This is a genomic window from Halobacillus alkaliphilus (assembly GCF_900113125.1).
GTDB classification, from domain to species: Bacteria; Bacillota; Bacilli; order Bacillales; family Halobacillaceae; genus Halobacillus; species Halobacillus alkaliphilus.
The window spans coordinates 33,178-59,098 of sequence record NZ_FOOG01000001.1 but is presented as its reverse complement, the minus strand read 5'-3'; the positions used below and the strand labels follow the sequence as shown (position 1 = coordinate 59,098).

Genomic DNA, 25,921 nt, shown 5'->3' with positions numbered 1-25,921 from the left:
TCCTCCTTATTGTTTAGAATCTAGATAACTTTGCAGAATGATAACAGCGGCCATTTTATCAATGACTTTCTTTCGCTTCTTTCGACTGACATCTGCATCCAGCAATACCCGCTCTGCTGCCATTGTCGTTAAACGTTCATCCCAAAGATGGGATGGTATTTTATATTCTTTTTTTATCCACGCGGCGAAACGCTGGCTGGCTTCTCCTCTAGGTCCTACTGTTCCGTTCATGTTCTTAGGAAAACCTACCACTGCTTCAGTGATTTCATGCTCTTCAATGATCTTTTGAAGCGGTCCGCGAACCGTATTAAAATCAGTTTCATCCCAATGTATAGTAGTTAGTCCCTGGGCTGTCCAGCCTAAGGCATCGGAAATAGCCACTCCTACCGTTTTTTCGCCAACGTCTAGACCTATTTTTTTCATTCATTGCCCTCTTTATTCTCTCTAATATAAAACTTAACTAACTCTTCGATTAGTTCATCACGTTCAATTTTGCGAATCAAGTTTCTGGCATCCTGGTGACGCGGGATGTACGCTGGATCTCCAGAGAGTAAATAACCGACTATCTGGTTGATAGGGTTGTAGCCCTTTTCTTGAAGAGCACTGTGTACAGAAAGCAATACAGAGCGCACATCCTGGTCAAACGGTTCCTCTGAGAAGTTAAATCTCATTGTTTTATCCATTGAGCTCATTCATGTCACCTCGCACTTGTTAGTCTTTACTCCATTATATACCTAAGTTTACTTAATGGAAAACTAAGAACCTTGATTTGCATACTCTTTTGCAAATTCTAAGGCCTCAGGAATCTTAGAAGCATCCTTGCCTCCCGCCTGAGCCATGTCCGGACGGCCTCCGCCGCCTCCTCCGCATCTGGAAGCTGCTTCTTTAATTAAATGTCCTGCATGATAACCTTCTTCTACTAAGTCTTTGGATACTCCTGCAATTAGCTGAACTTTATTTCCATTTGGTGCAGCAAGCAATATAATACCAGATTCAATTTTTTGCTTTAAATCGTCAATCATGGAACGTAAAGCATTCATATCTTTCACATCCACTTGTTTTGCCAGCACCTTGACGCCGTTAATCTCTTCAACTTCATCAAGGATGGTTGAAGCTTCCATATTAGAGATTTTAGCACTTAGGGATTCATTTTCCCTCTGCAGATCCTTAATCTCTTTATGAAGGACATCTATTCGTTCAGGTACTTGCTCCGGTTTTGTCTTTAAACGTTCACCAGCTTGCTTTAACAACGATTCCTTGCCATTCATATACAAGTAAGCATCTTTAGCTGTTACAGCTTCCATACGTCTAGTTCCAGCGCCAATACCTGTCTCTGATACAATTTTGAATAAACCAATTTCAGCAGTATTTACCACATGGCACCCTCCGCAGAGTTCCAGACTGTAATCACCTACTTGCACAACACGGACAGTGTCTCCATATTTCTCTCCAAATAATGCCATGGCGCCTTTTTCTTTAGCTTCTTCGATAGAGCTATATTCTACTCTTACAGGAATAGACTGCCATACTTTTTCGTTTACGATAGTTTCAATCTTCTCCATCTCCTCATTGGAAACTGAACCGAAGTGGGAGAAATCAAATCGTAAACGATCTGGAGCTACGAGAGAACCTGCTTGATTGACATGGTCACCCAATACATCCTTCAGGGCCTGATGTAGCAAATGGGTAGCCGTGTGATTCTTGACAATAAATGAACGGGATTTCTCATCTATTTCTGCATGAACCCTGTCACCTTTATGAAGCGAACCTTTTTGAATCACGGCTTCGTGCATATGCTGACCATTTGGTGCTTTTTGAACATTCGTTACTTCCAATAAGACGTTATCATTTTCTATACGGCCTTTATCAGCGATCTGTCCACCGCTTTCTGCGTAGAAAGGTGTTTTATCTAAAAAAACATAGACTGTATCACCTTCTTCTGCTTGTTCACTAAACTCTTTACCTTTAATCATTTCGATAATTTCTGCTTCTGTATGAAGCTGATCATAACCGGTGAATTCACTGGCTACATGAACGTCCCCGAGGACACCTTCTTGGACCTGCATGGAACCAGCTTTCTGACGAGCGTTCCTTGCACGCTCCCGTTGCTTCTCCATTTCAAGCATAAACCCATCTTCATCAATGGTAAAACCAGCATCAGCTACATATTCTTCTGTGAGCTCCTTTGGAAAACCATACGTATCGTATAGGCGAAATACTTCTGTCCCAGGGAATATATTACTCCCCTTTTCTGATTCCTGCTTCATAATTGTCGATAAGATGGCAAGTCCATCATTTAATGTTTCGTGGAAACGCTCCTCCTCCGTTTTAATCACGTTTTGGATAAAGGACTGCTTCTCTTTTACTTCAGGATAGAAGTCGACCATAATTTTAGCTACTTCCGGTACTAATTTGTACATGAAAGGTTGATCTATACCTATTTGTTTAGCAAACCTTACAGCTCGGCGCAGCAAACGGCGCAGAACGTATCCTCTTCCTTCATTGGACGGCAGAGCCCCGTCACTGACCGCAAAAGAAACCGTACGCATATGATCAGCTATAACTTTAAAGGAAGAATCTTCTTCCTCACTTTCTCCATACTTCCTTCCCGAGATCGACTCTGTTGCTTCAATTAGGGGTTTGAATAAATCTGTTTCGAAATTGGTAGGTGTATCTTGAATGACGCAGACAATTCTCTCCAATCCCATTCCTGTATCGATGTTTTTCTTAGGTAAGGGCGTGTACGTGTCATCAGGATTATGATTGAACTGTGAGAATACTAAATTCCAGATTTCTAAATAGCGTTCATTTTCTCCACCCGGATAAAGTTCAGGATCTTGAGGATCATTCCCGTATTTTTCACCACGATCGTAAAAGATTTCAGTGTTTGGACCACTCGGGCCTTCACCAATATCCCAGAAGTTTTCCTCAATACGGATAATCCGCTCTTCATCAATTCCGACAATATCTCGCCATATCGTATAGGCTTCATCATCTTCTGGATGAACCGTAACAGATAACCTGCTTTCGTCAAATCCAATCCAATCTTTACTGGTCAGGAATTCCCACCCCCACTTCATCGCTTCTTCTTTAAAATAATCTCCAATAGAAAAGTTACCTAACATTTCAAAAAAAGTATGGTGGCGGGCTGTAAACCCAACATTTTCTATATCGTTCGTGCGAATTGATTTTTGTACGTTCACAATTCTTGGATTCTCAGGAATAACCCGCCCGTCAAAGTATTTTTTCAGCGTAGCTACTCCACTGTTTATCCAAAGGAGTGTAGGATCTTCATGAGGAACAAGAGAAGCACTTGGTTCCACACTGTGATTTTTTTCTTTAAAAAAGTCCAGAAACATTTGGCGGACTTCAGCAGATGTCCATGATTTCATATCATTACCTCCTTATGTTATGTGCATCAAGCTTAATGCTCTTTTATAAACACTCTATTTATCTGTACGAACAAAAAACTCCCGTCCCTGCCATTGGCAGGGACGGGAGTTTAAATCCGCGGTACCACCCTGATTATAGACATAAAACTGTCTATCACCTCAGACGCCAATAACGAGGCGCGACTCCGGCGGGGATTAACCGCACTCAGGAATAGCTTTCAGCAACCCTGTCCATAGCATACTTCTCAGCCTGGAATATGCTTCTCTAATTATGGGTAGTTGCTTACTTTTTTCCTTCACTGTTTTTCGTTCGTATAGTGTCGATATGCGCTATTATAGATAACTGTTCCCTATCTGTCAATATGAATGCGTCCTTTATGAACCTCACTAACAATTACTTTTAGACATGTAAGAACCGGTACAGCTAAAATTAAACCAGGAATTCCTGCAAGTTCACCACCAGCAAGTAAGGCAAAGATAATAACCAATGGGTGGATGTGAATACTTCTCCCCATAATATATGGCGAAAGCAAATTTCCTTCAAGTACTTGAATTACAAGGACCACCAGCAGACTAAATATAAGCATGTTTACTGAAATGGTAGCGGCTACAATCAGGACCGGTACGGCCCCAAGCAAAGGACCAAAATACGGAATAATATTCGTTATTCCTGCTATAATTCCAAGAATAAGAGCGTATGGGAGATCCACCAGCCAAAAACCTAACGAGGCAAGAGCGCCCACAAATAGACTGATTAGAAGCTGCCCGCGAATATATCCTCCCAAGGAATGACTAAGTTCCCTACTCAGTCTTACGGCTTCATCATGCCAGGAAACAGGTAATAAAGTCATCAAAGAGCGACCGATCATTTGGTAGTCCTTTAAAAAATAGAAGGTCATTACGGGAATGACAGCGACCAAAAAGACCATATCAAAGATACCGGTTAAACTTGTAAGCAAGTTCATTAATTTTGTGCTTATCCATTCTTCGAAATCTGAAAAACTTCCATCCAATTTTTTATGAATACCATCTGGAAACCTTTCAGTTTGAGCGTATAACTGCTTCGTCCATCCTTGATAAGATTCCGTTAAAGCAGGAACTTGCTCACTCAACAGTCTTACCTGTGTTAACAGACGGGGATAGCCTTTATAGATTCCTAAACTTACTAAAGAAAAAAAAACGAGGAATATAAGCAAGATAGCAAGAGGCCTTGAGATCCCCGTCTCTTCCAGCAGATTTACAAGAGGATGAAGCAGCAAGGAAAGCACAAGAGCCAAGACAAAGGGCAAAAGGATTCTACCTATTATGATAATAATATGATCATAATAGGGAAACAGCCAGGCTAGTAGTAATAGACTGAGAAGTATAATGAAGAAGATGATGAACCGGCGTACCCACTTGGCTGTTTGATCACTCATCCTTGCTTAAGATCCTTGTTGATAGAATATGTCATTGAGAGAACTTAGACTGCCATCTTCTTCAATTTGGTTTATGTTCATTTTACCGTTCTCAATAGCTAACTCCAGACAACAATTCCAACAATAATATTGTTCGTTTCCTATTTTGCCTAGATTTTTGCTCTTACAATTCGGACATTTCATGGGGAGACATACTCCTTTTTTACAAAACAGTATGTCCGTCCGAAATATATTCATACATTATTCTATAAGTTTATGAAGCCACTCCATACCTTCCACCACATATGATTCAGTTGGCCGGGAGTGAGGGGTATGCTCCAGGATAAAATATCTTCCTTTTTCTTCAGCCAGTATTTCAATCATTGACTTCATATCAAAGTGACCTTCTTTTGAATTTAGTTCTGGATGAATCGGCACCCAGTAATATTTCTCATCTAAAAAACTTACATTATGTACATGGACAACTGTTGTGTACGGAAGCAAAGGAACGATGTATTCTTTCCATTTATCATCGGCTGCCATTCGATAATCTCCCATGTCAATACAAAGAGATAATTGATAGGTACCCCACACCTCTTTAGGGAATTGGTGAAGGTAGTGGATCCCTGCAGAAGAGCGGTTATGACCAAGTTTAGGTTCGCAGACAATAGAGATTTTGTATTTTTTCTGCAGCTCAGAGAGGTAACGAAGTCCTTCTTCAATCTTAGTCCGAGGGTTAGAACTCACAGGACCTTTAAAGTATGGAAAGTGAACGAGAATGTATTCCGCTCCGACACTTGCTGCCAAAGCGACTTCCTTTTCAAAATTTATTCGAGCATCCAGAGGATCCACAGACACATGTTCGATTAGATCGTACTTGCTGTTCCCTCTAATAAGGGGCGAATGAATCCCAAAAGAGACTTGATTCCGCCTCGCCATATTAAGAAAGCGGTAAAAAGAAGCTTCATCTGGAAATTCTCCAATTTCAATATGGTCAATTCCTGATTTAAATAACTGATCAAATTGGACAGGGTCACTTAAAATAGTACTGCCGGACATCCCCAGTTTAGATTCCATAGTTTATCTCCTCCTTAACTTCACATAAAATCGTAAGGGGACAATTCTTCTTCCTCATTTTCCGTCACTTCCGGGACCACCTTCTCCTGAAGTTTTTCTTTCAGCCTTGTATAACGAAGGTTTGTATCCGTAGACTTTACGCCTTCAAGAAATGCATTGCGATCTCCACAGATGATTAGCGATTGCTTAGAACGAGTAATAGCTGTGTAGAGCAAATTTTTCCTAAGCATTCTTTTGTAGCTTCGTACTACTGGAAGAATGACAATTGAAAACTCACTTCCTTGCGATTTGTGGATCGATGTGCAATAAGCGAGCATTACATTGTTCAAATCTTTTTTTGGATAAACAATTTCTTTTCCGTCAAAATCAACGACGACCTGTTCTACACCATCTACGTTTTCTTCCTCACGAAATATCGCAACAATTTCGCCTATATCCCCATTATAAACTCCATCTTCGGGCTGATTTACCAACTGAATGACTTTATCTCCTTTTCGATATGTTTGATCATTAAATTGGATATCCCGCTTCTGTTTGCTTTTAGGATTTACCACTCGCTGAATCTCCGAATTCAACTTATGAATACCAACTTCTGTGCGATACATCGGAACAAGAACTTGCAATTCTCTAAGGTTAATACCCTTGTCAATCGCTTTTTTTACAATATGGGTAACGATATCAGCAAGCTGATTCTCCCGAGCAGGTATAAAATTAAAATCATGCTCTTTAGCCAGTGATACCGCAGTACATTGATTATTTTTAATCTCATGCGCAAGCTGAATGATTTTTGAACCTTCTTTTTGACGATACACTTCCGTCAGTTTGGAAGATGGGAGCTGTTCGGAAGCAAGCAGATCGGCAAGAACTTGACCGGGGCCTACAGAGGGAAGTTGATCTTCATCACCTACTATGAGGACCTGCATACCTGAAGGAACGGCACGGAACAATTGGTTAGCAAGCCAAATATCCACCATGGAAAATTCATCGATGATGAGAACCTTACCTTCTAAAGGATTATTCTGGTTGCGCTCAAATTGTTCATGACCGTCCCATCCCAGCAAACGGTGGATCGTGCTTGCAGGCATGCCAGTGGATTCCGTCATACGTTTAGCAGCCCGTCCTGTTGGTGCAGCCAAGACAAAAGGGAAAGGCTGATCCGAATCATAGTCTTCCGGGTCAATTGAGACGTCATTTAACTCTGCATAAGACTGAATGATTCCCTTGATAACCGTTGTTTTTCCAGTTCCGGGGCCTCCAGTCAAAATCATAAGCTTGGACTGTAACGTTTTCTCAATTGCGTTAAATTGGTCTTCTCCATAACTCATTGCTTCCTCTTCTTCAATGCTTCCAATAATTTTCATGAGATCCGCCTGAGTATGCTGGGTTTCCAACTCTCCTTCTAGAATACGTTCGATATTACGGCAAAAGCCGTTTTCTGCGAAATATAGCGTAGGTAAATAAATACGCTCTTCTTCTATATATACATACTTTTCCTGCCCCAGATGGATGATTTGCTCTGATAGTTGATCGAAGGAGATAGAAGCTTCAAGTCCTGTGTTTAGTAACTGATCAACCTGGACAAGACATTCTTCGGTAGGAAGGTAAGTGTGCCCGGCAGACATGCTTTTTTGCATCATGTACAAACATGCTGCTCTGAGTCTGGTAGGATGATCATGAGATAGATTCTGCATCCTAGCCATTTCATCTGCACGATGAAAACCGAAACCTTCGACTTTAAATACAAGCTGATAAGGATCTTCTTCAATAATGGCAAGGGTTTGATCTTTAAAGACCTCATAAATTTTCTGAGATAACTTCAACCCGAAACCGTATTGAGAAAGATGAATCATCACGTGCTCAAAACCTTGATGCTCCTTTAGCGATTTATATAATTGATCTGCTTTTTCCTTAGTAAGCTTAGGTACTTTATCTAAAGCATCTCTGTCTTCTAATATAAACGATATCGCTTGTTCCCCTAAATGATCAACGATACGCTCAGCCGTCCTCTTACCTATGCCGTGAAACAAATCACTCGATAAATAGTGAACCAGCCCATCTTTTGTTTCAGGCAAGACACGGTTATACATCTCTACCTCATATTGTAGTCCAAATTTCTGGTGGTTACGGAATTGACCATAAAAGATATAGGTTTCTCCTTCTTCCAGAGGAGAAAAGTGTCCTTTAATCACCAGTGAGTCCACATCCGTCTCTTCATTTGTTTCAGTTACGGTGATCGCAGCGATGGAAAAATGCTCAGCCTCATTGTGAAAGATCATTCGATTGAGTTCACCTTTAACATAAGGACGTTCTTCGTTCGATTCAGAAAAGAGCGTTTGTTGTGTCATGCCATCTTTCTCCTTCAATTATTACTCGTTTAACGCTTGTTCCACTTGGGCCTTTGCATGAGAAGCCAGCATGTGCTCTGGCTGAATTTCAAGTGCTCGATTAAAATGGAAGAGTGCTGATTTCGCATCTTCTTTATGAAGAGCGACCACTCCCAAATTGTAGTAAGCGTCACTATGTTCTTCCTCCAATTGTAGCACACGTTTCATAGCCTGTTCAGCACCTTCAATCTGGCCGTTCTGAGCTAAACAGAGACCATATTGAAATTGGATATCTACATCTTCAGGAGCCAGTTCAGCAGCTCGAAGTAAATAAGGAAGAGCAAGCTTCGTATACTCTTGATGTACAAAAGTCATCCCCAGCATAAAGTGGACATCGGCTTCATCTAAACCTTTTTGAATGGCTTGAAGAAACTGCTCTTGAGCTTTTGTGAACTTTTCCTGTTCATAATAAACATTCCCCAGTCCGTAATAAGCTGTAGCGGCTTCTTCATCAAGCTCAATAGCTCTATTAAAAAACGGGCTGCACGTTCATAATCATTCATGTGCGTAAGCAGGTTTCCAAAGTTAATATAACCAACCGGCTGTTTAGGATTTTCATCAATGGATTCAGTGAAAAGACGGGCCGCCTCCTCATAATTATGATTTTGCATCTCTTCAATACCTTGCTTTAGTTTATCCATGTTCTCGCTCCTTTTTAAAAATATGTAAAAAAGTCATGTCCTTAATAACGGACATGACCATTTGCTCAGCCGACATATGTGACAGCAGCATCCTCTTTTAAGACCGTATCAATAGTGGCACCGCCCAGGCAAACTTCTCCATCGTAGAACACAACAGCTTGTCCAGGAGTAATGGCTCTTTCCGGTTCATGAAAGATTACTTTCCAGCGCCCATCTGTCATGGGCTGCACCGTTACGTGGCTGTCCTCTTGTCGATAACGGAATTTTGCTGTACACTCCATGGCTTCTTCAGGAACATATCCAGTTGTCCAGTTTGCTTCAGAAGCAATTAAACCATCAGAGTATAATGCATCGTGGTGAAAACCTTGTCCAACGTATAATATATTTTTCTCCACATTTTTACCTACTACAAACCACGGATCTCCAGCGCCCCCAATTCCAAGACCTTGACGCTGACCCAGAGTATAATACATAAGTCCCTCGTGTTTACCCTTCACTTCACCATCCAGAGTTTCCATGTTACCAGGCTGGGCCGGAAGATATTCACTCAGGAATTCTTTGAAATTCCGCTCACCTATAAAGCAGATTCCTGTTGAATCTTTCTTTTTAGCCGTAGCCAAATCATGCTGCTCTGCTATTTCTCTCACCTGTTTCTTTTCTAAATGGCCGAGAGGAAACATCACTTTTTCAAGCATTTCTTGAGTCAGCTGGTTCAGGAAATACGTTTGATCTTTATTCCTGTCAATCCCGCGAAGCATTTCATAAACTCCATTGTTTTCTCGCACCTGAGCATAATGTCCGGTAGCTAGATAATCTGCGCCAAGAGAAAGGGCATGGTCTAAAAATGCCTTAAATTTGATTTCTTTGTTACACATGACATCAGGGTTGGGCGTTCGGCCTGCTTTGTACTCCTCTAGAAAATAGGTAAATACTTTATCCCAGTATTGCTTTTCAAAGTTTACGGCGTAATAAGGAATATCGAGTTGATTACACACTCTAATTACATCTTCATAATCTTCTGTTGCCGTACATACTCCATTTTCGTCAGTATCATCCCAATTTTTCATGAAGATTCCGACTACATCATAGCCCTGCTCTTTTAATAAAAGAGCAGCTACAGAGGAATCGACTCCTCCGCTCATTCCGACCACAACACGAGTGTCTTTCGGTTCTTTCATTTTTTTCACCTTCCTGTTATGCTCAGTCTTTGTACGATTTGACTGATTTTCTGTGCTGCTTGTGTGAGGTCCTCTTTGCTATTACTATGGCCAAAACTAAATCGAATTGAATTAGTCGTTCGAGGGTCGCCAGTACCATACATAGCCGAAAGTACATGTGAAGGTTCTACGGACCCAGCTGTACAAGCACTGCCGCTTGAAGCAGCAATTCCCGATAAGTCAAAGTTTGTGAGCATTGTTTCCACGTTCATTTCTGGAAAACTAATGTTTATAATTGATTCAATACTATATTCTTCCGCACCATTAATTGAGTAATTCACGCCTTCTTCGTTTAAAGCATGCAGAAATGTTTCTTTTAATTCTTTGTACTGCTTCCTTTTTTGACTGCGCTCTCCTTCAATCAGTTCTACTGCTGTTTGGAGTCCTTTCACAGCCGGAAGGTTCTCCGTGCCTGCACGTCTTTTTCTTTCCTGCTCTCCACCATACTGCAGGGACTCAAGCTTGGTCCCTTCCCTGACATAAAGAAAGCCGATCCCTTTTGGACCGTTTATTTTATGACCAGAAACCGCCATCAAGTCCACCGCCAGCTCAGTTACATCAATTTCCATGAGACCGTATGCCTGAACAATATCAGAATGAAAAGAAGTGGAATGTTCTCTTAAGAGTTCAGCAACTTCTTTTATAGGCTGCATAACCCCTGTTTCATTATTTACCATCATGATGGAGACTAGAATCGTATCATCTCTTAATGATTTCTTTACATCTTCCGCACGAACGGCACCATGGTCATCAACAGGTAAATACGTAACTTCAAAACCTTCTTCTTCAAGAAATTCGACTGCATGTAATGTAGCATGATGTTCAATTGGAGTGGTAATAATATGCTTACCTTCCTGCTCACGGGCTCTGGCTGTACCAATTATTGCTAAGTTATCAGCTTCTGTACCGCCACTTGTAAAAACTATTTCTTTTTCATTTGCATGAATACTCCTTGCAATCACCTTTCTTGCTTCGTCAAGAATTTTTCTTGCCTGTCTTCCAAATTGGTGAACACTGGAGGGATTGCCATAGGTCTCTTCCAACACAGGAATCATGGACTCAACTACCTTTGGGTGAACGGGAGAAGTAGCAGCATGATCCAGATAAATTCCCTTCATTCATTCTCACCTCCACCTATTAAATATAAAACATGTACGCATCCTGAGTCTGGTCGTCTACATGATCTTTCAAATCTTCAAGAGTGGTCGTATCCAGTACATCCTTAACAGCATCACGCACTCTTTTCCATAGAGCTTGTTTGGCGGGCTCCTCATCTTCAATGCCTTCCACAGGGGTAATCGGTCCTTCCAGGATACGAATAACATCTCCTGCAGTAATTTCGTGAGGTGCTTTTGTCAGCATATAGCCGCCGTAAGCCCCCCTTACGCTTTTAACTAAACTTGCATTTCGTAGAGGAGCAATTAATTGTTCCAAATAATGCTCAGACAGTCCATTGTCTCTTGCAATCTGCTTTAGAGATATCGGACCATCTCCATATTTCCTGGCTAATTCAATCATAATGGTTAGACCGTAACGGCCTTTGGTAGATATCTTCATATAAGTCACCTTTCATTATTAAAAACTGTAACAATCGTTGGGACGCAGGTAGCGTATATCCTACAAAAGTTCCTAAAAATAACGCAATAAATACAGTTCCAATTCCTACAGGACCGCCAAGAGCGAAACCAAGCACAGCCACTGTGATCTCAATGCCGTTTCTTACGGTTGAAACTTTCCAACCCATTGCTTCAGAGATCATCAACATTAAACTGTCTCTCGGTCCCGCCCCTATGCCGGAAGATACATATATACCAATTCCTAAGGCGATTACAATAGTACCTAGAACAAATACGATAATTTGAACGGTCATGATTTCAGGACTTGGAAGCAGCCAATTAAAAAAATCAATAAATATACCAATAAAAATCATGTTTAATATGGTACCAATCTTCGGGAGTCTCTTCTTATAGAGAGCATGTAAAGTAACGATAACAAGCCCAGCGATAATGGACCAGGTTCCTACTGTTAAACCAAACTGGAGAAAAAGTCCGTAATGGAAAACATCCCAGGGCCCGATTCCAAAATCCTTTACTTGCATGGTCATGGATATACCAAGACCAAGTATAATCACTCCTACTATAAAAAAAGTCCACCTAACAAAATTCTCATGCATCTGAGGGTGGTTTAAACTCAACCTAATCCCTCCTCTCTCTATTATACCAAACGTTATTATAGCATGAATGGCAAGTCTCTTGCATTTTCTCAGTAATCCATCTAACCTTACATTTATAACTAAATCTGATATAGTTCAATGTTAGATTTTTCTTAATATAAGTTCCCTTACTATGGATAAACCCTTTGTTCGATTTCAAGGGGTTTGGTATATGACCTTTTCTTTGATCAAGTTCGACGGTTTAACGAATGTGACGCTCTTTCATCGAACATCAATTTTACACATCCATGTCGAGCCAAGAAGCGGGGAAAATACTCATTCCCTTTCTACGTAACGTATAACAGAATATCATCTTATAAAGATCAGCAATTAACTTTAGCATAAACATACTTAAAAAGGAGCTTGATGTATGAGCCAGCAACCACTCGCATTCCGCATGCGTCCTTCCAATTTAAACGAAATTATAGGACAGTCCCACCTGGTGGACGAAGGAAAAACGATTCACCGAATGATAACAGCGAATCGCCTGGCTTCCATGATCCTATTCGGTCCTCCCGGCACGGGTAAGACATCGATGGCTACCGCACTAGCTAAAAGCCTAAAAATCCCCTTCAAAAACTTAAATGCCGTTACTGATAAAAAGAAAGATATGGAAATTGCTGTTGAAGAAGCCAAGATGCATGGACAGCTCGTTCTCATCCTTGACGAAGTCCATCGCCTGGATAAAGCAAAGCAAGATTTTCTGCTTCCTCATCTTGAGAGTAATCGGTTAACTCTAATCGGCTGTACGACAAGTAATCCATACCATTCCATCAATCCAGCGATCAGGAGCCGTTGTCATCTATTTGAACTTTATAAACTCACACCAGATGAAATCAAGCAGGCGATTTACCGGGCCACAGAGGACAAAGAACAGGGGATTGGAGATTTAGAACTTGAGCTTACCTCCGAAGCTGTCGATCATTTTGCCCATGCGGCGAACGGAGACCTCAGAGCTGCCTTGAATGGACTAGAGCTTGCCGCTTTCTCCACCCCTATGGAAGACAAACGTATTCCTATTAATTTGGAGATCGCTGAGGAGTGTATGCAAAAGAAAAGCTTTTCTCATGATAAGGATGGAGATGCCCACTATGATGTACTCTCTGCTTTTCAGAAATCAATCCGAGGCAGCGATGTAGACGCATCTCTTCACTACCTTGGACGTTTGATAGAAGCCGGAGATCTCGATAGTATTGGGCGCAGGCTTGTGGTCATCGCCTATGAGGACATCGGGCTTGCCAATCCCCAGGCTGGTCCAAGAGCACTTTCCGCTATACAGGCAGCAGAAAGAATTGGTTTTCCCGAAGCTCGGATTCCTCTATCTGTTATCGTTACGGAACTTGCTTTGTCACCTAAGTCAAATAGTGCCTATAAAGCACTCGATGCAGCCCTATCAGACATTCGAAATGGTAAAAGCGGAGAAGTTCCTGCCCATTTGAAAGACTCTCATTATAAGGGAGCTTCACAATTAGGCAGAGGCCTAGAATATCAGTATCCTCACAATTTTGAAAATGGCTGGGTGGACCAACAATACTTACCTGACACCATCAAGAACCGCACGTATTACGAACCAAAAGCTACCGGAAAATTCGAACAAGCTCTACAGCAAGTATGGAAAAAAATAAAAAATCGTAAATCTACTTAAGTATATTTCCACTTTCTGTTGGCTACACTACAACTAAATCTGAAAAACTACTTTTCTAGGTGTGGACAAAGCAAAGCATTCCAACTTAAAAAAGAGCTTTATCATACAAACCTGGAAAACATACAGGAGTGGAAAATATGCCTAAAGTAAGACAAGATGCATGGTCTCATGAAGATGATTTATTACTAGCAGAAACGGTTCTTCGCCATATCCGTGAAGGAAGCACCCAATTAAAAGCGTTTGACGAAGTAGGAGATGCATTAAACCGTACATCCGCTGCTTGCGGATTCAGGTGGAATGCCGAAGTTCGTCAAAAATATGAGCAGGCCGTAGAACTGGCTAAAAAGCAAAGAAAAGAGAAGAAACGTAGTGAAGCTCGCCAAAATCCAGTTTACAAAGAAATGCCTGCACGTGTGACTTATGAGTCAGAACCTGCAGAAGAGCCTGTTATATTCGAAGAAAGTAAGATTGTGAGTGAGCAGCCAGCGATGCACTATCAGCCAGAACCAGAGATCCAGCTTTCCCATGTCATTCGATATTTAAAAAACCTTCAAAAAGAAACCTTGGGCAGTGATTCAGCTAAAAAACAATTGTTCGAGCTTCAAGAGAAAAATAAACAACTATTGGATCAGAACCAACAGTTAAATAGACAATTAGAAACTATGACAGAAGATTACCAGGCATTAATCCAAATTATGGATCGAGCAAGAAAAATGGTTATGTTTGAAGAACAGGACTATGCTTATAAACCTCAGTTCCGTATGGAGAAAAACGGTAATCTGGAAAATGTGGCAAGATAAAAAAGGAAGCCCTCTAAGAGAGGGCTTCCTTTTTTATCTTATGTAATTAAATTAAAAGACCAATCCCAATTGTGCCGTTGTATCATGAGTTTTGAACCCGCTCCAGGCAGGTGGGTGCCCTGTTCCACACTTCCTGCGTCCTCCCATCAGTGATGGTTAAGAGGCATGCATTCCGTATGGAAACACCGGGCTCCCGTTTCAAAAATGTTCGGTCAAAACGTACATTCGAACAACGTACACATCAGGATTGATCCGTTTAATTTGTAAAACAATCATAGCATATATATATATCCTTATCAACAATAACAAGCCAGATTTAAGACAGATTTTCTATTTATTCTTTAGGCTTTAATTGCAGGTGAAGCTCGTCTAATTGAGCCTTGCTTACACTTCCGGGTGCATTGGTCATTGGATCTGTTGCTGAAGCTGTCTTTGGAAATAAAATGGTATCACGAAGATTCGTACGACCGGCAAGCAGCATAACAAATCGGTCAAATCCAAGGGCAATACCTCCATGAGGCGGTGCTCCATATTCTAAAGCTTCAAGTAAGAAACCGAACTGTTCTTCCGCTTCTTCCTGACTGAACCCAAGAACTTCAAACATTTGATTCTGTACTTCTCTTTGATGGATACGCAGCGAACCTCCGCCCAGTTCATAACCATTTAGTACAATATCGTAGGCTTCTGCATGAACATCCTGAGGATTTGTATGCAGTTGCTCCATATCCTTTTCCGCTGGCTTCGTAAATGGATGATGAGCTGCAAAATATCGCTCTTCCTCTTCATCGTACTCCAGTAGCGGCCAGTCGGTAACCCACAAGAAGTTAAAGCGATCTTCTTCAATTAAATCAAGACGACGGGCTAACTTCTGTCTCAGTGCTCCAAGACTGTCATATACGACTGATGTTTTATCGGCTACAAATAGTAGAAGATCTCCTTCAGTTGCTCCTGTCTTCGATTTAATCAGGTCCGCTTCTTCTTCTGTAAAGAATTTAGCGATAGGTCCATTAAATTCCCCATCTTTTACTTTAAGCCACGCTAGTCCTTTTGCACCGTAGACTTTAACATCTTCCGTCATTTTGTCAATATCTTTACGGGAGAACTCATCAGCCTTGCCTTCAACGTTAATGGCGCTAACCTGACCACCGGAAGAAACAGCTCCACTGAATACTTTGAAACCAGAATTTTCAACCTCTTCCGATAAGTTTACAAGTTCTAAACCAAATCGTGTATCGGGTTTATCCGACCCATACCGCTCCATTGCCTCTTCGTAGGACATCCTTGGAAATGGAGTAGAAACCTCGATCCCTTTAACTTCTTTCATTACTTTCTTCATCATGCGTTCGGTCATAGTCATAATTTCATCCTTAGACATGAACGATGTTTCAATATCCACTTGCGTAAACTCTGGCTGTCGGTCCGCGCGTAAATCCTCATCGCGGAAACAACGGGCAATCTGATAATACTTTTCGAAACCAGACATCATCAGCATTTGTTTAAATAACTGTGGTGATTGAGGTAATGCATAAAACTGTCCCTCATGTACACGGCTCGGCACAAGGTAGTCTCTTGCTCCTTCTGGCGTGCTTTTTGTTAGCATAGGAGTTTCCATTTCCAGGAATTCCTCTTCATTTAAAAAGTTACGGATGGATTGAGTAGCTTGATGGCGAAGCTTAAAGGTATCCTGCATTTCCTTTCTTCTAAGATCAAGGTAGCGATATTTCAAACGAAGATCCTCAGAAACCTCGGACTGTTCTTCAATCATAAATGGAGGTGTTTTCGCTTTATTTAGAATCGTTACAGATTGAGCTGCCACCTCGATTTCTCCTGTGCCGATACTCGGATTAATCGTCTTCTCATCCCTGGCGACTACTTCACCTATTATTTCCAGCACGTATTCACTGCGAACATTCTCAGCTGTATTTAATGCTTCGTTAGATGTTTCTGGATTAAATACTACCTGAACAAGTCCGGACCTGTCGCGCAGGTCGATAAAAATCAAACCCCCAAGGTCCCTGCGCTTTTGCACCCAGCCTTTCAAAGTGACTTCTTGACCTAAATGGTCTTTACGTAAAGATCCGCTTTGCACACGTTCCATATTTATTCGCCTCCTAACAGCTGATTTTTCATATGAGTCTCAATATCATCTAGAGGAATTTCTTTTTGCTCTCCACTTACCATATCTTTCACGTTTATCACATTTTCTTCAACTTCACGGTCCCCCAGAATAAGCACAAATTTTGCACCAAGGCGGTCTGCGGTTTTAAACTGGGCTTTCATTTTTTTGCCCAGGTAATCTTTATCTACCTGAATGCCCGCTTTTCTCAATTGATAAGCTACACGGACCGAAACCTTCTCTGCTTCTTCGCCTAAAGCTACCAGATAGCAATCCAGCCCTTCATCGATCGGAAGCTGAACACCTTCTGCCTCCAGAGCCATTAATAAGCGTTCCAGACTCATGGCAAAACCAATGCCGGAAGTAGCCGGACCACCAACTTCTTCCACGAGACCGGTGTAGCGTCCGCCGCCGCTCAGAGTGGTAATAGCTCCAAATCCTTCAGCGTCGCTCATAATTTCAAAAGCAGTATGATTGTAATAATCCAGCCCGCGAACCAGGTTAGGATCGATTTCATATTCGATGCCCATCAAATCTAAGTATTCTTTTACCTTATCAAAATATTCTTTTGAATACGTATTTAAATAATCCAAAATAGAAGGGGCAGTTTCCATGGCCGGGTGGTCTCTGTCCTTCTTGCAGTCTAGAACGCGAAGCGGGTTCTGATCAAGACGGACTTGGCAATCTGCACATAATTCTTCACGATGCGGATCAAAGTGGCGAATTAGGGCGTTTCTGTGAGCTTCTCTACTCTCAAGATCCCCAAGACTATTTAACACAAGTCGTAAGGAAGTCAAGCCCATCTCCCGATAAGAATCAAGAGCCAGCGCAAGAACTTCAGCATCTATAGCTGGATCATCGCTTCCGAGAGCTTCAATTCCAAATTGGACAAATTGTCTCTGTCTTCCTTGCTGAGGTCGCTCATATCGAAACATAGGACCAATATAAAAATATTTAGTCGGCTGATTAGGTGATCCATGCACTTTATTTTGAACGAAGGATCTCACTACTGAAGCCGTTCCTTCTGGGCGAAGCGTAACACTTCTCCCTCCACGATCCTCAAATGTGTACATTTCTTTCTGGACAATATCTGTACTATCTCCAACTCCACGTTGAAATAATTCAGTATGTTCAAAAATGGGAGTGCGAATTTCTTTATAGTGATAGCGGCGGCATAAGTCCACCAACTTTTTCTCTACATACTGCCATTTTTCTGAGGCTCCAGGAAGAATATCCTGTGTACCTCTTGGGGCATTTATACTCATTAATACTCCTCCTTTATACTTTTCCACCATAAAATACCACAAAAAATCCCCGTCCCTTTTCCTGACAATAGGAAAAGGGACGGGGATTTACCCGCGTTGCCACCCTGATTGAAGCATTCAGCTTCCACTCAAAGACAGTTAACGCCTGTGGTACGTCTACACCTACTTCATTTCGATGCAGAACCTAAGAAATGTCTTTCATCCATCCATCATAAAGGAATGCTTTCAGCCTATCTGGCATTCCATCTCTGGTTACGTGGGAATGGACTACTTTTTCCCTCAATGGTTTTAGTCGTATCATTATAGAATTGATTACTATCATATAGGCTTTTTCCTTAGGATGTCAAGCTATTCTCTAAAATATTTATTACTATATTTTAATTCCTTTGGCAGGTACGTTTATCATGCCTGTCGAATAATACACGTGGCCAAAAAATAAGGAGGTGAAATTAATATGAAGAAGACAGGTTTCATGCTACTTGTTCTAATTTTCGGAATTCTAGGTACCAGTAATTTCATTGTCTATGCCGATCAGATGGTCGTCAAAGAGGATGTGGTCAATGTTAGAAGCGGTCCAGGGACAAACCATGAACAGATTACCCAGGTTCATAAAAATGAAGTGTATGAATACATAAATGAACAAAGGGAGTGGGTTCAAATTCAACTCAGTAATGATCGTCAGGGCTGGGTAGCCGGGTGGCTGGTTCAGAAAAACGATCAAACTATTGATAAGAAAGAAAACTCACATTTATCGTTGAATTACAATGGCACCAACATTAGAAGCGGTCCTTCTACAGAAGCCTCTATCCTGGGGCGTGGTTATAAGAACGAGCAATTTAAAATTATAGGAAAAGATGGTTCCTGGTATGAAATCCGTTTTCAGAATCAAAAAGCTTATGTGGCAGACTGGATTGTAAAAACCCAGCAGAAGCAGACAGGAAATTATGAAACGGCTTCCGATTCCCAAGCTAATCTGCATGGTAAAACTATCATAATTGATGCTGGCCATGGAGGCCGAGATCCCGGGGCCATTGGTTTCACGGGGATTTTGGAGAAAGACTTAACGTTAGAAACCGCTGATGCCTTGAAACAACAACTGCAAAGTCAGGGAGCAAATGTTATATTTACACGAAACAAAGATGAATACTTAGCGCTTGCTGCCCGCAATTATCATTCTTTAAATTCACAAGCTGATGCTTTCATCAGCCTCCATTTTAATAGTGCCCCTGCAAATATTTCTGCAAATGGAATCAGCAGTTACTACTATCACTTTAAAGATAAACATCTCGCGGCATTGATTCAACAGGAAATGGTTCATGAGACTCGTTTGACAGACAGAGGGGTAAGACTCGGAAACTTTCATGTGTTACGAGAAAACAATAAACCCGCTGTACTCTTAGAACTTGGCTTCATTTCCAATAAGTCTGAAGAGGGTGTAGTGACCTCGCCTTCTTACCACACAACTGTCGGCCAAGGAATAGCCAGAGGGTTGAGTCGGTACTTCTCAGATTAATTTTTCAGAATATCCACAGCAAAACATAAAGCCCTGGAAGTTTATAACGACTTCCAGGGCTTTATCTTCTTATCTTTCTTTACTGTCCAGGATCAACGTCACTGGCCCAGAGTTAGTCAAGGCAACATTCATCATAGAGCCAAATTCTCCTGTTTCGACTCCAACACCTTCATTTTCAACCATATGATTAAACGTTTCATAGAGTTCTTTAGCCTGATCAGGTTTTGCTGCCTGCATGAAATTTGGGCGCCGGCCTTTACGGCAATCTCCGAACAAGGTGAATTGAGAAATAGACAAAAGCTTTCCACCCAAATCTACAAGTGAATGGTTCATTTTTGCATCATCATCTTCGAAAATTCTCAGGTAAGGAATTTTCTTAGCTAAATACCTTGCATCCTCTTCCGTATCTTCATGAGTCACTCCAAGAAGAACGACTAGTCCTTTTTGAATTGAACCAACATCCTCGTTATTAACTTCTACACTCGCTCTTGAAGCACGCTGTACCACTGCTTTCATTTCAATGCCACCCCTTTTGTATCCTATTACTGCATAACCCGTCGGACCGTATAAACCTCTTGAATCTGCTTGATACGCTCCACAATTCTCCGTAAGTGACTCGTGTTTTGGATCAGAATTGTAATATGAATGGTGGCCATCTTGTTTCTGTCGGATTTACCAGAAACCGCGGTAATATTAGTTTTTGTCTCATTAACTGCCTGGAGAACTTCGTTTAGAAGCCCTCTGCGGTCATATCCCCATATTTCAAGGTCAACATGGTACTGTTTTGAATCCGTGACAGAAGTTTCCCATTGAACAGGAAGGAGCCGGGTTTGTGCTTCTTCCGTTTTCACATTAGGACAATCCGTTCGGTGAACAGAAACACCTCTCCCTTTCGTAATGTATCCCACGATATCATCACCAGGTACAGGGTTACAGCATTTAGACAACCGAACGAGCAAATTGTCTACTCCCTCCACACGCACTCCTGAATCTTTCTTACCGCTCTTCGCGGGCGTTTTAATTTCAGTTGTACTTACATCCGCCAATGTTTGTTCCAGGTTCTGCTGTTTTTGTTTCTGTTTTCTCCATTTTTCTGTAATCCTGGTTGCGATTTGGGCTGCTGTAATTCCTTGATAACCTACAGCCGCAAACATATCATCTTCGCTGCTAAAATTGAACTTTTCAGAAACACGAATTAAATTATCAGGAGTAAGTACATCTTTAGGCTGAATTCCGAAATTACGAATTTCCTTCTCTACCAGCTCTTTGCCTTTCCCGATATTTTCATCTTTTCTCTGTTTTTTGAAAAACTGCTTAATTTTATTCTTTGCCTGAGAAGTTTGTGCTAATTTAATCCAGTCTTTGGAAGGGCCATAGGAATGTTTGGAAGTCATGATTTCTAAAATATCACCGGTATTGAGCACATAATCTAATGGTTCCATTTTTCCGTTTACTTTAGCACCGATCGTTTGATTGCCTACTTCAGTGTGTATACGATAAGCAAAATCAATAGGGACAGAACCAGAAGGCAGCTCAATTACATCCCCTTTTGGTGTGAACACATAGACCATGTCTGAAAATAAATCGACTTTCAAAGATTCCATAAACTCTTCGGCATCATGAGTTTCACTTTGCCACTCCAAAATTTCTCTAAACCAGGTCAATTTTTCTTCAAACGACTGTTCCGCAGCACTTTGACGCCCTTCTTTATAAGCCCAGTGTGCAGCAATTCCATACTCAGCTATCTCATGCATATCATGGGTGCGGATTTGAACTTCCAAAGGATCGCCTTTTGGACCAATTACAGTCGTGTGCAGAGATTGATAAAGGTTAGGTTTTGGCATAGCAATGTAGTCTTTGAAGCGACCAGGCATCGGCTTCCAGCAAGTGTGAATGATCCCAAGAACAGCATAACAGTCCTTTATACTGTTTACCGTAATCCTAACAGCAAGCAGGTCATAAATTTCATTAAATTGTTTATTCTGCAAAACCATTTTTCTATAAATACTGTATAAATGCTTAGGTCTTCCATTAAGATCTGCATCAATATTAACGTCCTTCAACTGACTGCGAATCTCATCCATAACTTCTTCAATATAATGTTCCCGCTCGTTACGCTTTTGTTTCATTAGGTGTACAATCCGGTAATATTGCTGTGGATTTAAATAACGCAGCGCTGTATCTTCGAGTTCCCATTTAATTGTAGATATACCAAGACGATGAGCCAAAGGAGCAAAAATCTCCAAAGTCTCATTGGAAATTCTTCTTTGCTTTTCAGCAGGAAGGTGCTTCAATGTCCTCATATTATGAAGGCGGTCAGCCAGCTTGATAAGAATAACACGGATGTCTTTGGCCATTGCCACAAACATTTTCCGGTGATTCTCCGCTTGCTGAGCTTCCTTAGATTTATATTTAATTTTTCCTAACTTCGTAACCCCATCGACTAGCATGGATACTTCCGTATTGAAGGCTTTTTCTATTTCTTCAATACTCACTTCTGTATCTTCAACTACATCATGAAGAAACCCTCCTGCTATCGTTTCCGGATCCATTTCCAGGTTCACAAGAATCCCTGCTACCTGAATAGGGTGGATTATATAAGGCTCCCCGGATTTACGGAACTGGTCGCTGTGTGCCTGTTCAGCAAACTGATAGGCACGGCGAATAAAGGCAAGGTCATCCTCATTCAAGTATGTGCTTGCTTGTTCTATTACTTCTTCAGCTGTTAGAACTGTATCTTTCGCCATTCAATCACCCTGGTTTCTGTAGACTTTCTTTAAAAAGATATTTGATTTATATTATCAAAAAAAGCAGATGAAATGTAAAGAGATAGATGCTGCCCCCTCACCTGTAAAACAAAGAGCGCCCTAATTGAGGGCACTCTTTCTAAGTTAGTATTGCATTAATGTTAATACATCGTACCCATCAAGCTTACTGCGTCCATCTAAATACGTAAGTTCTATCAGGAAAGCACAGCCGGCAACCACTCCGCCCAGCTGTTCTACGAGATTAATCGTCGCTTCAATTGTGCCCCCCGTGGCAAGGAGATCATCTACAATCATAACACGCTGACCTGGTTTAATAGCGTCTTTATGAATCGTAAGGATGTCACTGCCATATTCAAGTCCATAATCTACTTTAATCGTCTCTCTTGGAAGCTTCCCTTCTTTACGGACAGGAGCAAAACCAATTTCTAAAGCGTAGGAAACAGGACAGCCGACAATAAATCCGCGTGCCTCAGGTCCAACTACGATGTCTATCTCTTTATCTTTCGCATAGTCAACGATATCGTCAACCGCTGATTTAAATGCCGGACCGTTGTCCATCAAAGGTGTAATATCCTTGAATTGAATGCCTTCTTTAGGCCAGTTTTCTACAATAGCGATATGTTCTTTATAATCCATTAACTACTTCCTCCTTGGAATGCTTGGAACTCTGGTTCAAATAATTATTGAACCATTCTTTTAACTCCTTGTAAGTGGAATAATACAAGATTTGTTCCATGTATAAACGCTCTTCACGCTCTTTATATAAGGTAGATTCTTTTAAATCCTTCTGCGAAGGTTTTGAATTTATCGTTACAATTCCATCTTTTATTCTAACAAATTCAAGTTCAAAAAACACCTTCGAAATAAATTCAACCATAGATTGATCCCAGCCTTTTCTCTTAGCCAGCTGTTCACCTTCCTGTTTCAGGTTGAATTCCTTACGCTTCAACAGCATACCATAAAACCACTTAAAATGATCACGGGTCGGCCAGGTTTTTAAAAAGGTACTTTCTTCCAGACGGTAACAGGCAAAAACTTTACTTACAGAAACACGGCTGAGAAGTTCCTCTAATTGACTTATCCGCTCAGGTAAATCTAATAGCAATAGTCCATCAATCATGTCACCCTCAGTAATTTCTTCCGGAGTGTACACAGGAATATCGTGAGGTGCATTAAGTTCTCCTTGAAATGATATCGCTGCATAATACTCATTTGCAGGTATTGCAAGTTTTTTCTCCACATGCTTTGATCCCCGCAGATCAAATAACTGCCAGTCATTCACTCGTAAATCTTTAACCATAATCTGAAGGTTTTTTCGACCATTCCATTCGTTAATTCCCAATTCTCCCACTACCTCTAAAGGGTCTGAGGGAGTCAGGTGCGGATAAACATCGCCCATACCGAAGGCAATACCATCTACTCGTGACTGTTCTTTTTGAAATTGCAATTTCAAATGATTTTTTTTACTTCCAATCAGCCTGAGCTCTTTAGGAGTATGCTTCAAGTGAAACAGCGGTTTAGGATTCCCCATCCCAAAAGGCCGGAGTTGATCGATTTCTTCTATCTGTTTTATAGAGATGTCACCCAGTTCAAGAGTGGCTTCAATATCCAATACTTGCTGGTAGTCATCCTCCGTTAACTTCTGCTCTGCAAGATCGTTTAGTGCTGTTCTTAGTTCGTCAATTTTCTCTACTTCTAAAGTCATTCCTGCCGCTTGAGCATGACCTCCAAAATGAAGAAAACGGTCCCTGACTTCCATACAATTAGCAAAGAGATCAAACGCATCGATACTTCGAGCAGAACCTTTTGCTTCTCCCTTTTCAGGGTCAATTCCCAGAACAATAGCAGGTCTGTCGAATTGACGCACAAGTTTAGAAGCAACGATCCCTAAGACTCCCGGGTTCCAACCTTCTTTAGCAACCACGATTACGTTTTCAAGATCCTCAGACCTTGAAGATAGCAGCTCTTCTGCCTCTTTGGCAATCTCTGCCACTATTTTCTGACGTTCCTGATTAATTTGATTAATAAATGAAGCGATCTGCTGAGCCTCTTCCCTCTCATTAGAAAGAAGCAATTCCACTGCCGGAGTAGCGTCTTGCAATCGTCCTACAGCATTCATACGAGGACCGATGGTAAATCCAATCGTTTCTTCATTCATCTCACCTTCAATGCCGCAAACTTCACGCAAAGCCTGTACTCCTGGGCGTTTTGATTGGGAAATAGCCGAAAGGCCCATCGAAGCCAGTACTCGGTTCTCTCCCTGAAGCGGAACCAGATCGGCAATGGTCCCAATGACGACCAGATCCAGATAATCCTTAGGAAATCTTCCTAGTAAAGCTTCCGCAAATTTAAAAGCAACACCTACCCCCGCCAATTCCTGGAATGGATAGCGGCTGGAGGTTTTTGGGTGAATGATGCTATAGGCATCTGGTAATACTTCTTGAACTTCATGGTGATCGGTTATAATCAGATCCATTCCCAGTTGTTTAGCTACTTCCGCTTCATGAATGGCTGCAATTCCCGTATCAACCGTAATGATTACGGAATATCCAGAATCCTTCGCGAATAAGAAGGCTTCTTCATTTGGTCCATAGCCCTCTGTAAAACGGTTGGGTATATAAAAATCACAATTAGCGCCAGCTTCTCTTAAAGCCTCAATCATTAAAGTCGTTGAGCTAACACCATCCGCGTCGTAGTCTCCAAAAACAAGAATGGACTCTTGACGATCAATTGCAGCTTTAACTCGTTTTACTGCTTTATCCATCCCTTCCATTAGGAATGGATCATGTAAATAGTTAATAGAAGGGTTCAAAAACTGCTCAACGGCGTCCGGCTCTATAATGCCCCGCTTCTCAAGCATTTGCTGTGTTAAAGGGGTCAGACCTTTCTGAACCTCAAATCCTTCAACATTATCATTATATGTAAACTGCCATTTCATCTTACTTTGTATCATAAGTTCACCCCTGACCCATCTATTATACAAGAGGGGACGAGGGGTGGCAAACGACTTTTACGTAACATTTCTATTCTCATTATCTTCGTTAGAATCAATTGCTTCAGGGTCTTCCCCAATACCAGTAGAAGGTGCAGACTCGGTAGATTGATTGACTTTTTGCTTCAAAGAACGATTTTCTCTCTTTAACTTAAAGTAACGAACGGCTCCTACAGACGCCGTAGCAAGCCCGCCTAATAGAACGGATATTAAGATAACCAGGATTAAAGGCGCTTCACCTGTCCCAAACATATAATTAACTTGTACAGGTTCCACATTGATCACAGCAAATATAGCAATAATTAAAGCAAAAATAAGTGCAAAAATAATGTAAGATTGCCCTTTCACGTTTTTTCCTCCTTTTATCATACTTATCTGTTTTTAAAAGCCAGAAATTGATCGTTTAATCTTGCTTTTATAAACCAAAAGTCATTTATAAAGCTTTTTAGATCAATAATACTATTCATTTAACTATACCCAAATTTGCTAATTCTCAATCAAA

The 25,921-nt window shown here is 41.2% G+C and carries 20 protein-coding genes, 1 other RNA gene, 1 pseudogene and 2 other annotated features; of the genes and pseudogenes, 3 read left to right on the top strand and 19 right to left on the bottom strand.

Translation table 11 applies throughout. The features are described 5' to 3' along the window. Positions 1-6: 6 nt before the first annotated feature. The 11 genes and pseudogenes from ruvX to BMZ06_RS00245 form a co-directional block, all read right to left on the bottom strand. Positions 7-423 carry a Holliday junction resolvase RuvX gene (gene ruvX, locus BMZ06_RS00300; RefSeq protein ID WP_014643847.1) on the bottom strand — a complete coding sequence of 139 codons (417 nt, stop codon included), beginning with the start codon at positions 421-423 and terminating at the stop codon, positions 7-9. Further along, entirely contained in the window at positions 420-692 is a 273-nt protein-coding gene (locus BMZ06_RS00295) for an IreB family regulatory phosphoprotein (protein WP_014643848.1), read from the bottom strand. The genes ruvX and BMZ06_RS00295 overlap by 4 nt, the downstream gene beginning before the upstream one ends. Positions 693-755: 63 nt before the next feature. After that, on the bottom strand, positions 756-3,392 hold the full coding sequence (gene alaS / locus BMZ06_RS00290; RefSeq protein WP_089749008.1) for an alanine--tRNA ligase: 2,637 nt from the start codon (positions 3,390-3,392) through the stop codon (positions 756-758). A gap of 95 nt (positions 3,393-3,487) precedes the next feature. Continuing rightward, positions 3,488-3,701, bottom strand: a binding site (T-box leader). 41 nt (positions 3,702-3,742) lie between these two features. After that, entirely contained in the window at positions 3,743-4,810 is a 1,068-nt protein-coding gene (locus BMZ06_RS00285) for an AI-2E family transporter (RefSeq protein WP_089749006.1), read from the bottom strand. A 240-nt stretch (positions 4,811-5,050) separates the two neighbouring features. Continuing rightward, on the bottom strand, positions 5,051-5,866 hold the full coding sequence (locus BMZ06_RS00275) for a sugar phosphate isomerase/epimerase family protein (protein WP_089749002.1): 816 nt from the start codon (positions 5,864-5,866) through the stop codon (positions 5,051-5,053). Positions 5,867-5,886: 20 nt separating this feature from the next. Continuing rightward, the gene (gene recD2 / locus BMZ06_RS00270) at positions 5,887-8,211 is read right to left on the bottom strand and encodes an SF1B family DNA helicase RecD2 (protein WP_089749000.1); all 2,325 of its coding nucleotides are present in this window, start codon (positions 8,209-8,211) and stop codon (positions 5,887-5,889) included. Between the two features lie 21 nt (positions 8,212-8,232). Beyond that, a pseudogene (locus BMZ06_RS00265) lies at positions 8,233-8,891 on the bottom strand (tetratricopeptide repeat protein). 65 nt (positions 8,892-8,956) lie between these two features. Beyond that, positions 8,957-10,069 carry a tRNA 2-thiouridine(34) synthase MnmA gene (mnmA, locus tag BMZ06_RS00260; RefSeq protein WP_089748998.1) on the bottom strand — a complete coding sequence of 371 codons (1,113 nt, stop codon included), beginning with the start codon at positions 10,067-10,069 and terminating at the stop codon, positions 8,957-8,959. A 5-nt stretch (positions 10,070-10,074) separates the two neighbouring features. Next, positions 10,075-11,226 carry a cysteine desulfurase family protein gene (locus BMZ06_RS00255; protein ID WP_089748996.1) on the bottom strand — a complete coding sequence of 384 codons (1,152 nt, stop codon included), beginning with the start codon at positions 11,224-11,226 and terminating at the stop codon, positions 10,075-10,077. Between the two features lie 19 nt (positions 11,227-11,245). After that, entirely contained in the window at positions 11,246-11,665 is a 420-nt protein-coding gene (gene cymR / locus BMZ06_RS00250; RefSeq protein ID WP_014643856.1) for a cysteine metabolism transcriptional regulator CymR, read from the bottom strand. Further along, on the bottom strand, positions 11,619-12,281 hold the full coding sequence (locus tag BMZ06_RS00245) for a YczE/YyaS/YitT family protein (protein ID WP_089749420.1): 663 nt from the start codon (positions 12,279-12,281) through the stop codon (positions 11,619-11,621). The genes cymR and BMZ06_RS00245 overlap by 47 nt, the downstream gene beginning before the upstream one ends. 409 nt (positions 12,282-12,690) lie before the next feature. Between BMZ06_RS00245 and BMZ06_RS00240 the strand changes: the two genes are divergently transcribed. Both BMZ06_RS00240 and BMZ06_RS00235 read left to right on the top strand, forming a co-directional pair. Further along, entirely contained in the window at positions 12,691-13,965 is a 1,275-nt protein-coding gene (locus tag BMZ06_RS00240) for a replication-associated recombination protein A (protein WP_089748994.1), read from the top strand. Positions 13,966-14,102: 137 nt separating this feature from the next. Further along, positions 14,103-14,765 (top strand): RsfA family transcriptional regulator, encoded by a 663-nt coding sequence (locus tag BMZ06_RS00235; RefSeq protein WP_089748993.1) that lies wholly within the window; start codon positions 14,103-14,105, stop codon positions 14,763-14,765. A gap of 58 nt (positions 14,766-14,823) precedes the next feature. Here BMZ06_RS00235 and ssrS read toward each other — a convergent pair. The 3 genes from ssrS to hisS all read right to left on the bottom strand — a co-directional run bounded on the left by ssrS (position 14,824) and on the right by hisS (position 18,146). Continuing rightward, positions 14,824-15,016: non-coding RNA, 6S RNA (gene ssrS / locus BMZ06_RS00230), on the bottom strand. A gap of 83 nt (positions 15,017-15,099) precedes the next feature. Then, positions 15,100-16,863, bottom strand: a complete 1,764-nt coding sequence (gene aspS / locus BMZ06_RS00225; RefSeq protein WP_089748990.1) for an aspartate--tRNA ligase — start codon at positions 16,861-16,863, stop codon at positions 15,100-15,102. 2 nt (positions 16,864-16,865) lie between these two features. Continuing rightward, the gene (hisS, locus tag BMZ06_RS00220) at positions 16,866-18,146 is read right to left on the bottom strand and encodes a histidine--tRNA ligase (protein WP_089748988.1); all 1,281 of its coding nucleotides are present in this window, start codon (positions 18,144-18,146) and stop codon (positions 16,866-16,868) included. 72 nt (positions 18,147-18,218) lie between these two features. Further along, positions 18,219-18,438: a binding site (T-box leader), on the bottom strand. Positions 18,439-18,600: 162 nt separating this feature from the next. On the opposite strand from hisS, the gene BMZ06_RS00215 reads away from it, so the two are divergent. After that, positions 18,601-19,659: an N-acetylmuramoyl-L-alanine amidase family protein gene (locus tag BMZ06_RS00215; RefSeq protein ID WP_089748987.1), complete on the top strand. Its 1,059-nt coding sequence runs from the start codon at positions 18,601-18,603 to the stop codon at positions 19,657-19,659. A gap of 69 nt (positions 19,660-19,728) precedes the next feature. Here the strand turns inward: BMZ06_RS00215 and dtd are convergent, their stop codons facing one another. The 5 genes from dtd to BMZ06_RS00190 all read right to left on the bottom strand — a co-directional run bounded on the left by dtd (position 19,729) and on the right by BMZ06_RS00190 (position 25,767). After that, entirely contained in the window at positions 19,729-20,175 is a 447-nt protein-coding gene (dtd, locus tag BMZ06_RS00210; protein WP_089748985.1) for a D-aminoacyl-tRNA deacylase, read from the bottom strand. 26 nt (positions 20,176-20,201) lie between these two features. Continuing rightward, the gene (locus BMZ06_RS00205) at positions 20,202-22,406 is read right to left on the bottom strand and encodes a RelA/SpoT family protein (protein WP_089748984.1); all 2,205 of its coding nucleotides are present in this window, start codon (positions 22,404-22,406) and stop codon (positions 20,202-20,204) included. A gap of 144 nt (positions 22,407-22,550) precedes the next feature. Further along, positions 22,551-23,063 carry an adenine phosphoribosyltransferase gene (locus tag BMZ06_RS00200; protein ID WP_014643866.1) on the bottom strand — a complete coding sequence of 171 codons (513 nt, stop codon included), beginning with the start codon at positions 23,061-23,063 and terminating at the stop codon, positions 22,551-22,553. Beyond that, on the bottom strand, positions 23,053-25,380 hold the full coding sequence (gene recJ, locus BMZ06_RS00195; RefSeq protein WP_089748982.1) for a single-stranded-DNA-specific exonuclease RecJ: 2,328 nt from the start codon (positions 25,378-25,380) through the stop codon (positions 23,053-23,055). The genes BMZ06_RS00200 and recJ overlap by 11 nt, the downstream gene beginning before the upstream one ends. A gap of 57 nt (positions 25,381-25,437) precedes the next feature. Then, complete coding sequence (locus tag BMZ06_RS00190; protein ID WP_089748980.1) at positions 25,438-25,767, bottom strand: LapA family protein; 330 nt, start codon at positions 25,765-25,767, stop codon at positions 25,438-25,440. Positions 25,768-25,921 lie beyond the last annotated feature (154 nt).

What these genes read in the sequence shown, in the direction of transcription:
- ruvX (WP_014643847.1), bottom strand. Translation starts at nt 423, where the DNA reads ATGAAAAAAATAGGTCTAGACGTTGGCGAAAAAACGGTAGGAGTGGCT.
- BMZ06_RS00295 (WP_014643848.1), bottom strand. Translation starts at nt 692, where the DNA reads ATGAGCTCAATGGATAAAACAATGAGATTTAACTTCTCAGAGGAACCG.
- alaS (WP_089749008.1), bottom strand. Translation starts at nt 3,392, where the DNA reads ATGAAATCATGGACATCTGCTGAAGTCCGCCAAATGTTTCTGGACTTT.
- BMZ06_RS00285 (WP_089749006.1), bottom strand. Translation starts at nt 4,810, where the DNA reads ATGAGTGATCAAACAGCCAAGTGGGTACGCCGGTTCATCATCTTCTTC.
- BMZ06_RS00275 (WP_089749002.1), bottom strand. Translation starts at nt 5,866, where the DNA reads ATGGAATCTAAACTGGGGATGTCCGGCAGTACTATTTTAAGTGACCCT.
- recD2 (WP_089749000.1), bottom strand. Translation starts at nt 8,211, where the DNA reads ATGACACAACAAACGCTCTTTTCTGAATCGAACGAAGAACGTCCTTAT.
- mnmA (WP_089748998.1), bottom strand. Translation starts at nt 10,069, where the DNA reads ATGAAAGAACCGAAAGACACTCGTGTTGTGGTCGGAATGAGCGGAGGA.
- BMZ06_RS00255 (WP_089748996.1), bottom strand. Translation starts at nt 11,226, where the DNA reads ATGAAGGGAATTTATCTGGATCATGCTGCTACTTCTCCCGTTCACCCA.
- cymR (WP_014643856.1), bottom strand. Translation starts at nt 11,665, where the DNA reads ATGAAGATATCTACCAAAGGCCGTTACGGTCTAACCATTATGATTGAA.
- BMZ06_RS00245 (WP_089749420.1), bottom strand. Translation starts at nt 12,281, where the DNA reads ATGCATGAGAATTTTGTTAGGTGGACTTTTTTTATAGTAGGAGTGATT.
- BMZ06_RS00240 (WP_089748994.1), top strand. Translation starts at nt 12,691, where the DNA reads ATGAGCCAGCAACCACTCGCATTCCGCATGCGTCCTTCCAATTTAAAC.
- BMZ06_RS00235 (WP_089748993.1), top strand. Translation starts at nt 14,103, where the DNA reads ATGCCTAAAGTAAGACAAGATGCATGGTCTCATGAAGATGATTTATTA.
- aspS (WP_089748990.1), bottom strand. Translation starts at nt 16,863, where the DNA reads ATGGAACGTGTGCAAAGCGGATCTTTACGTAAAGACCATTTAGGTCAA.
- hisS (WP_089748988.1), bottom strand. Translation starts at nt 18,146, where the DNA reads ATGAGTATAAATGCCCCAAGAGGTACACAGGATATTCTTCCTGGAGCC.
- BMZ06_RS00215 (WP_089748987.1), top strand. Translation starts at nt 18,601, where the DNA reads ATGAAGAAGACAGGTTTCATGCTACTTGTTCTAATTTTCGGAATTCTA.
- dtd (WP_089748985.1), bottom strand. Translation starts at nt 20,175, where the DNA reads ATGAAAGCAGTGGTACAGCGTGCTTCAAGAGCGAGTGTAGAAGTTAAT.
- BMZ06_RS00205 (WP_089748984.1), bottom strand. Translation starts at nt 22,406, where the DNA reads ATGGCGAAAGATACAGTTCTAACAGCTGAAGAAGTAATAGAACAAGCA.
- BMZ06_RS00200 (WP_014643866.1), bottom strand. Translation starts at nt 23,063, where the DNA reads ATGGATTATAAAGAACATATCGCTATTGTAGAAAACTGGCCTAAAGAA.
- recJ (WP_089748982.1), bottom strand. Translation starts at nt 25,380, where the DNA reads ATGATACAAAGTAAGATGAAATGGCAGTTTACATATAATGATAATGTT.